This window comes from Roseomonas sp. CAU 1739, assembly GCF_039839775.1.
GTDB lineage: Bacteria > Pseudomonadota > Alphaproteobacteria > Acetobacterales > Acetobacteraceae > Neoroseomonas.
In genome coordinates, this window is the sequence record NZ_JBDOQQ010000007.1 from 224,703 (window position 1) to 239,299 (window position 14,597).

A 14,597-nucleotide genomic window follows, 5' to 3' on the forward strand; every position below is an offset into this window, starting at 1 on the left:
CCGGTGGCAGTCGAAGGCAAGACGATCGACGCGCTCAGCCAGTTCGAGCTGTCGCCGATGCTCGGCGTGGTCGGCAAGGCCGTTTCCTTCAGCCAGTCGAACTTCTTCATGCTGCTCGCGGTGGTGCTGTCCTGCGGGCTGATGCTGCTGTCCGCGCGGCGCGCGGAAGTGATCCCGGGCCGTCTGCAGGCGCTGGGCGAAGCCGCCTATGAATTCATCGCCGGCATGGTCCGCGACCAGGTGGGCGACGAGGGCAAGAAGTACTTCCCCTTCGTCTTCTCGGTCTTCATGTTCGTGCTGTTCGGCAACCTGCTCGGCATGCTGCCCTATGCCTTCACCTTCACCTCCCACATCGCGGTGACGCTCGCACTCGCCGTCGTGGTGTTCATCACCGTGACGGTGGTGGCGCTGATGCGCCATGGCATGCACTTCTTCTCCTACTTCTTCCCCGAGGGCGCACCGGTCTGGCTGGCGCCGATCATCATCCCGGTCGAGATCATCTCCTACTTCTCCCGCGTGGTGTCGCTCTCGGTGCGTCTGTTCGCGAACATGGTCGCCGGCCACGTCATGCTGAAGGTGTTCGCCACCTTCGTCGTGCTGCTGGGTGGCCTCGGCGCGGTGGGGCCCTTCGTGGCCGCCATGCCGCTCGCGGTGAACGTTGCCCTGGTCGGCTTCGAATTCCTGGTCGCGTTCCTGCAGGCCTATGTCTTCGCGATCCTGACCAGCATCTACCTGCACGACGCGGTGCACCTGCACTGACCCGCCATGTGACCGGGGTGCGGTGGCACCCGCGTACGTACAGAAACTCCATGTAAAGAAGGACGAGCATCATGGAAGTCGCCGCTGCGAAGGCCCTCGGGGCTGGTATCGCCGTTATCGCGCTGTTCGGCGTCGGTCTCGGGATCGGCAACATCTTCTCCTCGCTGATCACCAGCGTGGCCCGCAACCCGGCCGCCCGCGACGCCGTCTTCCCGATCGGCATCCTGGGCTTCGCGCTGACGGAAGCGGTGGCGCTGTTCGCGCTGCTGATCGCCTTCCTCATCCTGTTCGCCTGATCCCTTTGCCTGTCCGGCCCGCTTCGGCGGGCCGGCGGGCATGGCGGACCGGCTCGTGGCGCTTTCCGCCCCGGGCATACAGGCGATGGAGATGACGGCGATGCGCCGAGTGACGATGATGGCGGCCCTGGCCGTCACCCTGCCGGTCATGGCAATGGCAGCCGAGACCTATTCCCTGCCCGTCGAAGGCATGCCGCAGCTCGCCTTCGGCCACCCTGAGCAGGGCCCGCTGCTGATCGGCCAGATCGTCTGGCAGCTGATCATCTTCGGTGCGCTGGTCTACATCATGGCCCATGTCGCGCTGCCGCGCGTCGGCGCCGTGATCGAGAACCGCCACAACCGCATCAATGCCGATCTTGAGGCCGCCCAGGCTGCCAAGATCGAGGCCGACGCCGCCATGGCCGCGCACCGCGCGGCCACCGAGGAGGCACGCGCCGCCGCCCGCGCTTCCGTCGCCGCCGCGTTGCAATCCGCCCAGGCCGACAGCGACGCCAAGTCCGCCGCGCTGAATGCCCGCCTGGCCGCGCAGGTCGCCGAGGCCGAGGCCAGCATCGAGGCGTCGCGCAACAGCGCCATGGGCGCGCTACGCGGCGTTGCCGTCGATACCACCGAGGCGCTGCTGGCGAAGCTGATCGGCCGGTCCGACCGCGCCACGGTCGAAGCCGCCGTCTCGCGTGAACTCACCGCGCGCGGGAGGGCGTGATGCATCATTACGAACATTTCTGGCTCGACCCGAAGTTCTGGGTCGCCGTCTCCTTCGTCCTGTTTTTCCTGCTGCTGGGCAAGAAGCTGTGGGCGGCCATCTCCGGCGCGCTCGACGGCCGCGCCGCGACGATCCGCCGGCAATTGGATGAAGCGTCGCGCCTGCGCTCCGAAGCCGAGGAAATGCTGAAGTCCGCCGAGGCCGAGCGCGCCGCCGCCGCGAAGGAAGCCGAGGAACTGCTGGCCCGGGCGCATGCCGAGGCCGAGCGCGTTGCCGCCGCGGCCATCGCCGAGGCCGAGGGCGCGGCGAAGCGCCGCGAGCGCATGGCGCTTGACCGCATCGCTGCGGCCGAGGCGTCGGCCATCGCCGATGTACGCAACGCCGCGGCCGAAGTCGCGGGTGCGGCCGCCCGCACGGTGCTGGCCGAGACGCTGGATGCCAGCGCCGATGCGGCGCTGGTCGATCAAAGCCTGAGCGACCTGCCGAAGGCGCTGCGCGCCGCCTGATTGAACGCCACATTGTGGTGACCGGAACAGGGTGCGGACCGAAAGGTTCGCACCCTTTTTCATGTATATTATCCCCCGGCCGCACCCTTTCGCCCCGACGCGCGATGGGCCAGCATCCGCGCCACTGCAATGCTCGGGACAACGCTCATGTCATTACGATTCACGCTCGCCGCCGCGCTGCTTGCCGGCTCGTCGCTTGTCGCCCAGGCCAACACTTTCCGCTGGGCCAATGACGGCGACACCAACTCGATGGATCCCTATACGCGGCAGGAAACCTTCCTGCTGTCGTTCAACGCCAACATCTATGAGCCGCTGGTGCGCCGCGACGCCCAGATGCGCGTGGAACCGGCGCTGGCCGAACGCTGGGAGGTCGTGTCTCCCACCGTGTGGCGCTTCCATCTGCGCCGCAACGTCCGCTTCTCGGACGGCACGCCCTTCACCGCCGACGATGTGCTGTTCAGCGCGGAACGCGCGCGCGGCCCGGGTTCGAACATCCAGGGCGTGCTGGCCTCGGTGAAGGAAATCCGGCGCGTGGACGACCACACCGTCGACTTCGAGACGACGGTGCCGAATCCGATCCTGCTCCAGGAAATCACCAACTGGGGCATGATGAGCCGCGCCTGGTCGACGCAGCACAATGCGGAGCGCCCGTCCGACCTGACGGCTCGCGGCGAGAACTTCGCCACCCGCAACGCGATGGGCACCGGCCCCTTCCTACTGTCCTCGCGTGAGCCGGACCGCCGCACCGTGCTGGTGCCCAACCCCACCTGGTGGGACACGCCGCGCCACAACATCACGCGCGCTGAATTCAACGTCATCTCGAACGACGCGACGCGCGTAGCCGCGCTGCTGTCGAACGAGATGGACTTCGTCTACACCGTGCCGCCGCAGGATGTGGAACGCATCCGCCGCTCGCCAGGCGTGTCGATCCTGCAGGGGCCGGAACTGCGCACCATCTACCTCGGCATGGACCAGATGCGGCCGCAGCTGCTGAAGTCCGACGTGCAGGGGAAGAACCCGTTCCAGGATGTGCGCGTGCGGCGCGCCATGTTGCTCGCCATCGACGTGAACGCCATCCAGCGCACGGTGATGCGCGGCCAGTCGCGGCCGTCCAACCTGCTGTATGGGCCCGGGGTGAACGGCTTCCTCGAAGCCGATGACGTGCGCCCGGCGGTGAACATCGAGGAAGGGCGGCGGCTGCTGCGCGAGGCAGGCTACCCGAACGGCTTCGGCGTGACGCTCGATTGCCCGAATGATCGCTACGTCAACGACGAAGCGATCTGCACGGCGATCACCGCCATGATGGCGCGCGTCGGCATCCGCGTGACGCTGAACGCACAGACCCGCGCGCGGTATTTCGCCGAGATCAACGGGCCGCGCTACAACACGTCCTTCTACCTGCTGGGATGGACGCCCTCGACGTCCGACGCGCACAACGCGTTCTACAACCTGGCGGCGACGCGGGGCGATGCGCGCGGCGTGTTCAACAGCGCCGGCTATTCCAACCCGCGTTTCGACACGCTGGTCGACCGCATCGCGGTGGAGACCGACGCGGCACAGCGCCAGCGCCTGATCAGCGAAGCGAGCCAGGTACTGCGCGACGACGTCGCCTTCATCCCGCTGCACCAGCAGCAGATCGTCTGGGCCGTGCGGCAGGGCTGGACCGTGGTGCAGACCGCGGACAATTACTTCCAGCTGCGGCATGTGCGGCACGGGCAGTGAGTGAAGGCCGGAGGGGCGCTGCCCCTCCGGACCACCCCGCCAGGGGGCTACGGCCCCCTGGACCGCGGGCATTGGCGCCGGGCGAGCCGGCAGCCTGATACGGCGATGGCTGCGTTGGGCCGGCGGCGACTTTCAACGATCCGAAGCCCGTGAAGACCGAATCCTGGCGCTGAGCGGAACGCGCAAACGAGCCGCCGCGCCCGATGCCCAAGATGCGTAGCAGCTACCAGCACTCGCCTCACCGCACGCCCGTCAGCACGTCCGCCGAGCGCAGCACCAGGTAACGGTTTCCAAAGGCCCACTGGCCTTTGGTGGGGGTGGTCCGGAGGGGCAAAGCCCACTCCGGTTCGTCAGTGCTGCCCCACGACCCGCCGCCCTACTCCGCCCGCGCCCCGGACGCCCGCACGGCTTCCCGCCACCGCGCGCTCTCCGCCGCGACGAAGGCCGGCAATGCGCTGCGCGGAATCGGCATCGGGTCGAAGGCACGGTCGCGGAACAGCGCCGCCATTTCCGGCCCCGCCAGCGCCTTGCGCGTCTCGCTGTCGATGCGTTCCACGATGGCGTCCGGCGTGCCGCGCAGCGCGAACATCCCGGTCCAGTTCACCGACAGGAATCCCGGCAGGGCGGAAGCGATGGTCGGCACGCCGGGCAGCGCGGCGTTCTCGGTCTCGGCCGCGACGCCAAGGCAGCGGATCGCCCCGCCGCGCACCTGCGGCAGCGCCGTGCCGAGGCCGTCGAACATCATCGGCACCGTGCCTGCGACGAGGTCTGTCATCGCCGGCGCGCTGCCGCGATAGGGGATATGCGTCATGTCCACGCCGATGGCGGCGCGGAACATCTCCCCCGTCAGGTGCAACTGCGACCCGGTGCCGGAGGAACCGTAGTTCACCTTCCCCGGATTGGCGCGGATATGGGCGATCAGCGCCGGCAGCGTCGTCATCGGCAATTCGCGCGGATTGACCACCAGCACGTTGGGCTGCTGCGCGAGCATGGCGACGGGGATGAAATCGACATCGGGGTCGAAGGGCAGCCGCGCATACAGCGCCTTGTTGATGCAGATGAGCGAGGCGGTGGCGACCAGCAGCGTGTGGCCATCGGGATCGGCGCGGGCGAAGGCCTCGCCCGCCACGGTGCCGCCGGCGCCGCCGCGATTGTCGATCACCACGGGCTGGCCGAAGGCGACGGACAGGCGTTCGCCAATGGCTCGCGCCAGGATGTCGGTGGTGCCGCCGGCGGCGAAGGGTACCAGGATGCGCAGCGGCCTCGACGGAAAGCCTGCCTGGGCGCGGGCGGGCGCGGCCAGCGTGGCAGCGGCGGTCAGCGCCAGGGCGGCGCGTCGGGTGGTGCTCGTCATCGCATGGTCTCCTGTCCTGGCTCGGTAGGCACGGATTCGACGGGACTGAGCAGCAGTCCCGCCAACCCATCCGCCGGAGCACCGTCGAGCAGCATCACAAGCACGGCGCGTGCCTGCGCTTCCCCCAGCACCGGCGTCGCGAAGCGAAGAAACTTGGCGCAAACGGCATCGACGCTCATCGGCAGCGCGGGGTCGCCGGGGACCTGGTCGGCACGGGCCTCCAGTACGGTGCCGTCCTGCAGCGTCACTGCCAGGCCCGCGCCGCGGTCGCCGGATTCGGTCAGGCCAGGATCCTCGATCAGGGTGACCATCGCCTCGATGCCGCGCAGCACCGGGTCGGCCAGCGAAGTGTCGGCATAGGCGGCCGGGCCGAGGTCCCCCTGCACCAGCGCCGCCGACATCGCCCAGGACAGGCTGAACTGCGCAGGGATGGCGCTGACAGGCGCGCGGTTGGCGGCATAGCGCAGCGCCTCGGCGTAGGTGGCGAGGGTGACGGATCGCACCTCCGCCAGCCGCAGGCCGAGGGCGGCGCGCAACGCGATCGCCGCGGCCGCGGCATAATGGGCGTGGCGCACCCCGGCGAAGGGCTTGATGTAGGCGTCTTCCAGCAGCCACCGGTCGGGTGGCGTCAACATGGCGTCCTGGTCGAGGCCAAGCGCGAGGCGGCGCGCCTCGGCGAAGCCGGCCGCCGGCGCATCCATGCCGACGATCGCCCCGGCCGCGGCCAGGGTGCCCAGCAGCACGGCATGACCCGGATAGGTGTTGCGCCCATCCATCCCCGCCGCGATGGGCGCATAAAGCGAGAACGGCACCTGACAGCCGGCAATATGGACCGCTCGAGCGACTGCCGCCGGGTCGCCGCCGGCCAGCCGTGCCGCAGCGGCCGCGGCGCCGAGCGAATGCCAGGACCCATCGACATGCATGCCGGGGCGGATGCGCCAAGCCTCGCCGGCTCGGCCGGCAACCTCATAGCCGAGCACGAAGGCGGCGAGCGCCTCGCCGATCGTCGCGCGGCCTTCCGCAAGGGCGGCGATGCACAGCGGTGCGACGGCCAGCGCCGGCCGGCCATGGGCGCGGGCGAGGCCTTCATTCGCCTCGTCCCAGCACATCGCCGCGGCGAGCAGCGCGGCAGCGCCCGCCTGCGACAGGCCCGCCGCGACGCCCGCGACGCGGATCGGCCCCGGCATGGTCGCAGCCAGTGCCGCACCGAAGTCGCGCGGCCGCTGGTGCCCGAGGCCCGCCAGCATGCAGCCGAGGCTGTCCACCAGCAGCAGCCGCGCCTTTCCTGCCGCCACGGAACCGGGCGGCGGGCCGTTCCAGGCGAAGGCGATCGCCTGGTCGATATCGAAGGCGCTCAGCGCGCCTGCGCCGACAGTTGCGCCATGGAGTTGGCGAAGCTGTCCTCCACCACCCGGAACCAGGTCTGCTGGTCCTGGCGGAAGCGATCCCATTGCGTGTGGATCTCCTTGAAGCGGGCATTGCGGTTGCCGAGTTCGGCATACAGCTCCTGCGTCGCGCGGTAGCAGGCGGCCAGCACGTCGCGCGGGAACTGCCGAAGCTGCGTGCCGCTGGCGATCAACCGCCGTAGCGCCGGCGGATTCAACGCGTCGTAGCGGCCGGTCATGAAGATGTAGCCCTCATGGCAGGCGGTCTCGAGCGCTGCCTTGAACTGTGGCGGCAGGCTTTCCCACGCGGCCAGATTCACCATCATGGTCAGGGACGCGCTCGGTTCCCACCAGCCCGGGAAGTAGTAGTACTGGGCGACGCGGTTGAAGCCGAGCTTCTCGTCGTCATAGGGCCCGACCCATTCGGCGCCGTCGATCACGCCGCGCTCCAGCGCCGGGTAGATATCCGACCCGCCAAGCTGCTGCGGCACGGCGCCGAGCTTGGCCAGCACGTCCCCCGCATATCCGGCGATGCGGAACTTCAGCCCGCGCAGATCCTCGACCGTCCGAATCTCCTTGCGGAACCAGCCGCCCATCTGCGCGCCGGTATTGCCGGCCATGATGGCGCGCACGCCCTGGTCGCGGAACACCGGCGCCATCAGTTCCTGGCCACCGCCATTGTGCCACCAGGCGTATTGCTGGCGCGAATTCAGACCGAAAGGCACCACGGACCCGAAGGCGAGCGAGGGGTCCTTGCCGTTGTAGTAGTAAGGCGCGGAGTAGCCGATCTCGACCGAGCCAGAGCCCGCGGCATCGAGCACCTGCAGCGCCGGGACGATCTCACCGGGTGCGAAGGGCTGGATCTGGAAGGCGCCGTCGGTGATTTCGCCGACGCGACGGCAAATGTGTTCCTGCGTGCCATAGAGCGTGTCGAGCGACTTCGGGAAACTGCCCGGGCAGCGCCAGCGAATTCGCGGCTGGGTCTGGGCGAGTGCCGGTGCGGCAACGGCAGCCACGGCGGCGCCGGCAGCGCCACCGGCAACGAAACGACGACGATCCATTCCTGGTCTTCCTCCCACGGGGCATTGGCCCGGATAACGCAAGAATGGCCGCCGCATGGGCTGGGCGCAACGTCAGCCCTCGCCGCCTTCCGGCCCGTAGAAGATCACCCAGACGGCGAGGTCATCGGTGAAATCCTCGAAGCGGTGCTCGGCGCCGGCGGGAACCCAGAGCATGTCGCCAGGCGCGAATGGGGCGCGCTGCCCGTCGCAGACGAAGCTGCCGCTGCCGCGGATGACGACATAGGCCTCGTCGCGCGTGTGCGGCGTCTGCGGGTCGGTGCCGCGGGGCGCGTACCAGCGAGCCTCGAAGGTGCCGCGGGTGAGGATGCGGGCAGACAGGCGGCCGGGGTCGTTGGGCGTAGCGGCAGCCTCGGCGGCGGGAAAGACGAAGCGGGGCATGGGCGGATGCTGCGCGCGGGAGCGCCCGGCGGGCAAGGGTGATGGGCGCGACGGATCAGTGTAGGTAGTGCTTCGATAGCGCCGCGTCGGGCTTAAGGTTGGAGGGGCGCTGCCCCTCCAAGCCACCCCGCCAAAGGCCAGTGGGCCTTTGGAAACCAATACCTGGCACAGGGCATTGGTGGCAGCAGCGGCAAGCGGATTTATTCTCGCGCCAGAACGGGCATCCTGTTCTGTGGCGAACTTGTCCGCCTGGCGCCAAGTGACGGTTTCCAAAGGCCCACTGGCCTTTGGTGGGGGAGGTCCGGAGGGGGCAAAGCCCACTCCGGTTCTTCTCCCTCACCCGGTGCGCCCTCTTCGCCTCAGAACGTCACCCGCCCCGCCGCCGCCAGCGCCAGCAGCAGCGACGCCACATGCGTCGATTGCTGCACCTCACCCTCGCGGATCAGCCGCAGCACATCGGCGACGGGGATGAGTTCGACGGCGATCTCCTCTCCGTTGTCGAAGGATTGCGTGCCCTCGGGACGCGCGCCCAGGGCGAGCACCGTGTGCACCCGGTTGGTATGCGTCGCAGGGTTAGGGCGCAGGCTGACGACGCGGCGGAATTCGCGCGCGCCATAGCCCGTCTCCTCGCGGAATTCGCGTGCGCCCGCGACGATGGGATCACCACCATCGGCGGTATCCATCACGCCGCCAGGCAGTTCCAGATGCACCTCCCCGGCCGCATGGCGGTACTGCCGGTTCATCACGAGCCGGTCATCGTCGGTGAGTGCAACGACATGCACCCAGTCGGAATATTCCAGCACGTAGAACGGATCGACCACATCGCCGGATGGGGCGATGCAGCTATCGGCGCGCACGCGGATCCAGCGATCCGCGAGCACCACCTTGCTGGCCGTCACGTGCCAGTGTTTCAGCCCGGTCATTCCGCCGCGATCTGCTGTGCCTGGGCATAGGCTTCGAGCGGCGCGCAGGAACAGACCAGGTTGCGGTCGCCATAGACGTTGTCCACGCGCTTCACCGGCGGCCAGTACTTGCGTGCCTTGACGAAGGGCAGCGGGAAGGCGGCCTGCTCGCGGCTGTAGGGATGCGACCAGGTATCCGCGGCGATCTCGGCCGCGGTGTGCGGCGCGTTCTTCAGCGGGTTGTCGGCCTTGTCCATGCGACCCTGCTCGACCGCGCGGATCTCGGCGCGAATCGCGACCATCGCGTCGATGAAGCGATCGAGTTCGGCCTTGGGCTCGCTCTCGGTGGGTTCCACCATCAACGTGCCAGCGACCGGCCACGACATGGTCGGCGCGTGGAAGCCATAATCCTGCAGGCGCTTCGCGATGTCCTCGACCATCACGCCGCCGCCCTGCTGGAAGCCGCGGCAGTCGAGGATGCATTCATGCGCGACCATCGCGTTCATGCCGCGATAGAGTACGGGGAAATGCGCCTCCAGCCGCTTCGCCATGTAGTTGGCGGCAAGGATCGCCACCTGCGTCGCGCGCTTGAGCTCGGCCGCACCCATCATGCGGATATAGGCGTAGGAAATGGTGAGGATCGAGGCCGACCCCCAGGGCGCGGCGGACACCACAATGTCCTGCGACCCGCCGCAATCCACCACCGGATGGCCCGGCAGGAAGGGCGCGAGTTCGGCCGTCACGCCGATCGGCCCGACACCGGGCCCGCCGCCGCCATGCGGGATGCAGAAGGTCTTGTGCAGGTTCAGGTGGCAGACATCGGCACCGATGGTCGCCGGGCTGGTCAGCCCGACCTGCGCGTTCATGTTCGCGCCATCCATATAGACCTTGCCGCCCTTCGCGTGGATCAGGGCGCAGATCTCGCGGATCGACGCCTCGAACACGCCATGCGTGGACGGGTAGGTAATCATCAGCGCGGCAAGGTTTGCCGCGTGCTGTTCGGCCTTCACCTTGAGGTCGTCGAGGTCGACGCTGCCGTCGCGATCCGTGCCGACGACGACGACCTTCATCCCCGCCATCGCCGCGGATGCCGGGTTGGTGCCGTGGGCGGAGGCCGGGATCAGGCAGATGTCGCGATGCGTATCGCCACGCGACAGATGCCAGCCGCGGATCGCGAGCAACCCGGCATATTCGCCCTGGCTGCCGGCATTCGGCTGCAAGGATACCGCCGCGAAGCCGGTGATGCGGCACAGCCAGTCGGACAGGCGATCGGTCAATTCGCGATAGCCCTTCGCCTGGTCGATCGGCGCGAAGGGATGGATCACCGAGAAACCAGGCAGCGTGACGGGCACCATCTCGGCCGTCGCGTTCAGCTTCATCGTGCAGGACCCCAGCGGGATCATGCTGCGGTTCAGGGCGACGTCCTTGTCCTCCAGCGACTTCAGGTAGCGGAGCATCGCGTGCTCCGAATGATGCGCGTGGAAGACGGTGGCGGTGCAGAAGGCGGAGGTGCGATCCAGCGCGGCGGGGATGCCGCCCGCCGTGGCGCCCGGTGTGGCAGGCTTCACCGCGGTGCCGGTGATGACGGCGATCAGCGCGTCGAGATCCTCGCGCGTCACCGTTTCGTCCAACGCGATGCCGACCGTGGTGGCGTCGATGCGGGCGAAGTTGAAACCGCGCTTCACCGCATGCGCCATCAGCGCATCGGCCTTGTCGCCGGCATCGAGCGAGACGGTGTCGAAGAAGGCATCGTACTTCAGCGCGAAGCCGGCCTGCTGCGCAGCACCCGCGACCAGCGTTGCCAGCAGGTTCACGCGGCGGGCGATGCGCTTCAGCCCTTCGGGACCGTGCCACACGGCGTAGAAGCCGGCCATGACGGCCAGCAGCACCTGTGCGGTGCAGATGTTGGACGTCGCCTTCTCGCGGCGGATGTGCTGTTCGCGCGTTTGCAGCGCCAAGCGCATCGCCGGTGCGCCGGCCGCATCGACGGACACGCCCACCAGCCGTCCCGGCATCAGCCGCTTATGCGAATCCTTCACCGCCATGTAGCCGGCATGCGGCCCGCCATAGCCCATCGGCACGCCGAAGCGTTGGGCTGAACCGACGACGACGTCCGCACCCATCTCGCCCGGCGGCTTCAGCAGGCACAGCGACAGCGGATCGGCCGCGACGACCGCGAGGCCACCGCCCGCATGGACGGCCGCGATCTCGGCCGTCAGGTCGCGCACCTGCCCGGTCGTGCCGGGGTATTGCAGCACCAGCGCGAAGGGCTTCGCCGCCGTGACCTCCGCGATCACGGACGCGACCGGCACAAAGCGCACCTCGATGCCAAGCGGCGCGGCGCGCGTACGCAGCACGGCCTTGGATTGCGGATGAAGGTCGTCGGCGGCAATCAGCAGGTCCGACTTGCCGCGCGTGGCGGCGTGGGCCAGGTGCATCGCCTCGGCGACTGCCGTCGCCTCATCCAGCAGCGAGGCATTCGCCACGTCGAGGCCGGTGAGATCGGTGATCATCGTCTGGAAGTTCACCAGGGCTTCCAGCCGCCCCTGTGCGATCTCCGCCTGGTAGGGCGTGTAGGCCGTGTACCAGCCCGGATTCTCCAGCACGTTGCGGCGGATCACCAACGGCGTGTGGGTGCCGTGGTAGCCTATGCCGATCAGCGACTTGATGTCTGCACGGTTGCGCAGCGCCATGGCGCGCAACTCGGCGAGCAGCTCCAGCTCGGTCGCCGGTTCCGGCAACCCGGCCATGTCCATGCCGAGGATCGCCGCCGGCACGGTCTTCGCGGCGAGGTCGTCCAGGCTCGACGCGCCGACGACCTGCAGCATCGCCGCGATCTCGGATTCGGAAGGCCCGATGTGGCGCGGGGCGAAGGCGTCGCCCGCCTCCAGCACCGCCAGCGTGTCGAGCGCGCTGGTCATGCGAGCGTATCCACGAAGGCCGCGTAGGCGGCCTCATCCATCAGCGCGGCGACCTCGGCGACGTCGGCGGCCTCGATCTTGAAGAACCAGCCATCGGTGGTCGGCGCCGAGTTGATCGTGCCGGGGTTCTCACCCAGGGCGCTGTTCACCTCAACTATCTTGCCCGCGATCGGCGCATAGACGTCGGAGGCGGCCTTCACGCTTTCGACCACGGCGATGGATTCGCCGGCGGCGACTTCGCGGCCGACTTCCGGCAGGTCCACGAACACCACGTCGCCAAGGGCGTTCTGCGCATGGTCGGTGATGCCGATGGTGGCGATGCCACCCTCCAGCCGCACCCATTCATGGTCCTTGGTGAATTTCGGATCGGACATCGGGCGGCTCCTCAGCGGGCGTAGCGGTGTGGGACGAAGGGGGTCGGTGCGACGACGGCCGGCAGGGCCTTGCCGCGCACCATCAGTTCAAGGGCGGTGCCATCCGCGCCGTATTCACGCGCGACATAGCCCATGGCCATCGGGCCGTTCAGCGACGGGCCGAAGCCGCCGGAGGTGATCTCGCCGATCGCCGCACCACCCGGTGCGTGAATGGGCGTGTGGCCACGCGCGGGCTGGCGGCCTTCAGGGCGGATTCCGACGCGCAGGCGCTTCGCGCCATTGGCGAGTTCGTCGCGCACGCGCTCGGCGCCGGGGAAGTCCCATGCGGTGCGCCGGCGCTTGCCGATGGTCCAGGTCAACGCGGCCTCGACGGCGCTCGTCGTCTCGTCGATGTCGTTGCCGTAGAGGCAGAGCCCGGCCTCCAGCCGCAGCGAATCGCGCGCGCCGAGGCCGGCGGGCTGCACGCCCGGCAGGGCCAGGACGGCGCGGGCGAAGGCCTCGGCCTGCTCGGCGGGGACCGAGACTTCAACGCCGTCCTCCCCGGTATAGCCGCTGCGCGAGACCAGCGCGGCGACGCCAGCGATGTTGAAGGACCCGACCCCCATGAAGCCCAATTCCGCGATGCCCGGGGCCAGCGTCGCGATCGCCGCGACCGCTCCCGGCCCCTGCAATGCGATCAGCGCGCGGTCCGGCAGCGGCTTCAGCGTCACACCGGCGGGCAGCGCCGATTCGATGCGCGGCAGGTCGACATGCTTGCGGCTGGCATTGACCACCAGGAACAGCCGATCGCCGAGATTGGCGACCATGAAGTCGTCGAGGATGCCGCCATCATCGGTCGTCAGCAGGCCGTATTTCTGCCGGCCCGGCTTCAATATCTGCACATCGGCCGGCGTCACGCGTTCCAGAGCGGCGGCCGCACCCTCCCCCACCAGTTCGGCCTGGCCCATATGGGAGACGTCGAACAGCGACGCGGCGGCGCGGCAGTGCAGATGCTCGGCCATGATGCCGGCCGGGTACTGCACGGGCATCATGTAGCCGGCAAAGGGCACCATGCGGCCGCCGAGTTCGCGGTGCAGCGACGCCAGGGGCGTTTCCAACAGGGTCTCGGGCGACGAATCGACCACGGTGCCTCCCGCCGCTTCCGCGGCGACTGGGGTTCAGTCCGTGGCCCCCCTCTGTCTGATGGACCTGAGAGATTCGGCGGGGGCGTTGGCCTCGCCTTACTCCGTCGGTGCCGCGGCGAGCGTGCCGCGGGCTTTCCAGAGGCCCCTTCCCCGCGCGGCCCTTGGTGCCTGAGCGTTTCCGGGGGCCGGTTGCGCCTTCGGCGGAGGTGTCGCCACCTCTCTCTCCCGCGCGGGATCTACGGGATGCGCCTTCCTGACAGATCGGGGTGTCGTTGTCATGCCCTCAAACGCCGGGCGCCGGCCATCCGACCGGCTTGGCTTCGCACCCTGCACTGGCCTGCCGGGCACGGCGGCCGGGCGGGGCGCGGTCGCGCTTCGCGCTCGCGGGCCTGAAGCGCCGCGCGATTCCCCGCCCCATCCCGGGCGGCGCCGGCGCAAGGGGCGGAATGCTATCCGAAGGGCTGCCACGTCTGGGTGACCGCGGGCGGGCGCAGGGTGAAGCGCCAGGTGCAGCCCGCCTGGGTCTGGTCGTGGATGCGCGCGATCGGCAGGCCGGCGAGCGTGCACATCAGCAGCGTGCCCGTGCCGCCATGACCGACCAACGCGAGCCCGCCATCCTCATGCCCGGCGAGGATCTCCCGTGCCGCCGCGACCACCCTGGCCTGGGCATCCACCGCGCGCTCCCAGCCCTCGATGCTCGCCTCCGGCTGGGCGAAGAAGGCGTCGGCCAAGCGCTCGAAATCCTCCCGCGGGCGGTAGCCGGTGCTGGAGCGATCCATTTCGGCGAGGCCCGGATGCACCTGCACCGGCAGGCCGAAGCGGGCGGCGAGGATGCCCGCCGCCTCGATCGCCTTCGTCTCGTCGCTGGCCCAGACCGCCGACAGTCCTTCGAGTCGCGGATCGCCGGCGAGGCGCCGCATGCGCGCGATTCCCTCCGGCGCCAGGTGCCAGCGGGGCACCGGCACTGCGGGGTCGATCACCACTTCGGGGTGGGAAATGAAGACGCCCTGCCCGTTCATGCCAACCATCATCCCGTATCGGCCCGATGTCCCGCATCGGACCGGGAGCGCACAGCGCGACCGCGCTCAGAC

General features: G+C 69.1%; 14 protein-coding genes and 1 riboswitch. Of the genes, 5 read left to right on the plus strand and 9 right to left on the minus strand.

Annotated elements, in window-relative coordinates; translation table 11 throughout:
• Positions 1 to 3: 3 nt before the first annotated feature.
• The 5 genes from AAFN86_RS14070 (at position 4) to AAFN86_RS14090 (ending at position 3,986) form a co-directional block, all read left to right on the plus strand.
• Positions 4 to 759 (plus strand): F0F1 ATP synthase subunit A, encoded by a 756-nt coding sequence (locus tag AAFN86_RS14070; protein ID WP_347543979.1) that lies wholly within the window; start codon positions 4 to 6, stop codon positions 757 to 759.
• Between the two features lie 71 nt (positions 760 to 830).
• Positions 831 to 1,055, plus strand: coding sequence for an ATP synthase subunit C family protein (locus tag AAFN86_RS14075; protein WP_131546781.1), 225 nt, complete (start codon positions 831 to 833; stop codon positions 1,053 to 1,055).
• Positions 1,056 to 1,095: 40 nt separating this feature from the next.
• The gene (locus tag AAFN86_RS14080) at positions 1,096 to 1,758 is read left to right on the plus strand and encodes a F0F1 ATP synthase subunit B' (RefSeq protein ID WP_347543980.1); all 663 of its coding nucleotides are present in this window, start codon (positions 1,096 to 1,098) and stop codon (positions 1,756 to 1,758) included.
• Positions 1,758 to 2,264 carry a F0F1 ATP synthase subunit B gene (locus tag AAFN86_RS14085; RefSeq protein WP_347543981.1) on the plus strand — a complete coding sequence of 169 codons (507 nt, stop codon included), beginning with the start codon at positions 1,758 to 1,760 and terminating at the stop codon, positions 2,262 to 2,264. Before AAFN86_RS14080 ends, AAFN86_RS14085 begins: the two co-directional genes overlap by 1 nt.
• 147 nt (positions 2,265 to 2,411) lie before the next feature.
• The gene (locus AAFN86_RS14090) at positions 2,412 to 3,986 is read left to right on the plus strand and encodes an ABC transporter substrate-binding protein (RefSeq protein ID WP_347543982.1); all 1,575 of its coding nucleotides are present in this window, start codon (positions 2,412 to 2,414) and stop codon (positions 3,984 to 3,986) included.
• A 376-nt stretch (positions 3,987 to 4,362) separates the two neighbouring features.
• Here AAFN86_RS14090 and AAFN86_RS14095 read toward each other — a convergent pair whose 3' ends face one another.
• The 9 genes from AAFN86_RS14095 to AAFN86_RS14135 all read right to left on the minus strand — a co-directional run bounded on the left by AAFN86_RS14095 (position 4,363) and on the right by AAFN86_RS14135 (position 14,525).
• On the minus strand, positions 4,363 to 5,340 hold the full coding sequence (locus AAFN86_RS14095) for a tripartite tricarboxylate transporter substrate binding protein (RefSeq protein ID WP_347543983.1): 978 nt from the start codon (positions 5,338 to 5,340) through the stop codon (positions 4,363 to 4,365).
• Positions 5,337 to 6,791 (minus strand): MmgE/PrpD family protein, encoded by a 1,455-nt coding sequence (locus AAFN86_RS14100; RefSeq protein WP_347543984.1) that lies wholly within the window; start codon positions 6,789 to 6,791, stop codon positions 5,337 to 5,339. The genes AAFN86_RS14095 and AAFN86_RS14100 overlap by 4 nt, the downstream gene beginning before the upstream one ends.
• Positions 6,695 to 7,786, minus strand: a complete 1,092-nt coding sequence (locus AAFN86_RS14105) for a TRAP transporter substrate-binding protein DctP (RefSeq protein ID WP_347543985.1) — start codon at positions 7,784 to 7,786, stop codon at positions 6,695 to 6,697. The genes AAFN86_RS14100 and AAFN86_RS14105 overlap by 97 nt, the downstream gene beginning before the upstream one ends.
• A gap of 72 nt (positions 7,787 to 7,858) precedes the next feature.
• Positions 7,859 to 8,185: a cupin domain-containing protein gene (locus tag AAFN86_RS14110; RefSeq protein ID WP_347543986.1), complete on the minus strand. Its 327-nt coding sequence runs from the start codon at positions 8,183 to 8,185 to the stop codon at positions 7,859 to 7,861.
• Positions 8,186 to 8,544: 359 nt separating this feature from the next.
• On the minus strand, positions 8,545 to 9,108 hold the full coding sequence (locus tag AAFN86_RS14115) for an NUDIX hydrolase (protein ID WP_347543987.1): 564 nt from the start codon (positions 9,106 to 9,108) through the stop codon (positions 8,545 to 8,547).
• Positions 9,105 to 12,008, minus strand: a complete 2,904-nt coding sequence (gene gcvP, locus AAFN86_RS14120; protein WP_347543989.1) for an aminomethyl-transferring glycine dehydrogenase — start codon at positions 12,006 to 12,008, stop codon at positions 9,105 to 9,107. The genes AAFN86_RS14115 and gcvP overlap by 4 nt, the downstream gene beginning before the upstream one ends.
• On the minus strand, positions 12,005 to 12,382 hold the full coding sequence (gene gcvH / locus AAFN86_RS14125) for a glycine cleavage system protein GcvH (protein WP_347543990.1): 378 nt from the start codon (positions 12,380 to 12,382) through the stop codon (positions 12,005 to 12,007). The genes gcvP and gcvH overlap by 4 nt, the downstream gene beginning before the upstream one ends.
• A gap of 11 nt (positions 12,383 to 12,393) precedes the next feature.
• On the minus strand, positions 12,394 to 13,506 hold the full coding sequence (gene gcvT, locus AAFN86_RS14130; RefSeq protein ID WP_347543991.1) for a glycine cleavage system aminomethyltransferase GcvT: 1,113 nt from the start codon (positions 13,504 to 13,506) through the stop codon (positions 12,394 to 12,396).
• Between the two features lie 145 nt (positions 13,507 to 13,651).
• A riboswitch (glycine riboswitch) is annotated at positions 13,652 to 13,744 on the minus strand.
• Positions 13,745 to 13,955: 211 nt separating this feature from the next.
• Positions 13,956 to 14,525, minus strand: coding sequence for a histidine phosphatase family protein (locus tag AAFN86_RS14135; protein ID WP_347543992.1), 570 nt, complete (start codon positions 14,523 to 14,525; stop codon positions 13,956 to 13,958).
• Positions 14,526 to 14,597: the final 72 nt, after the last annotated feature.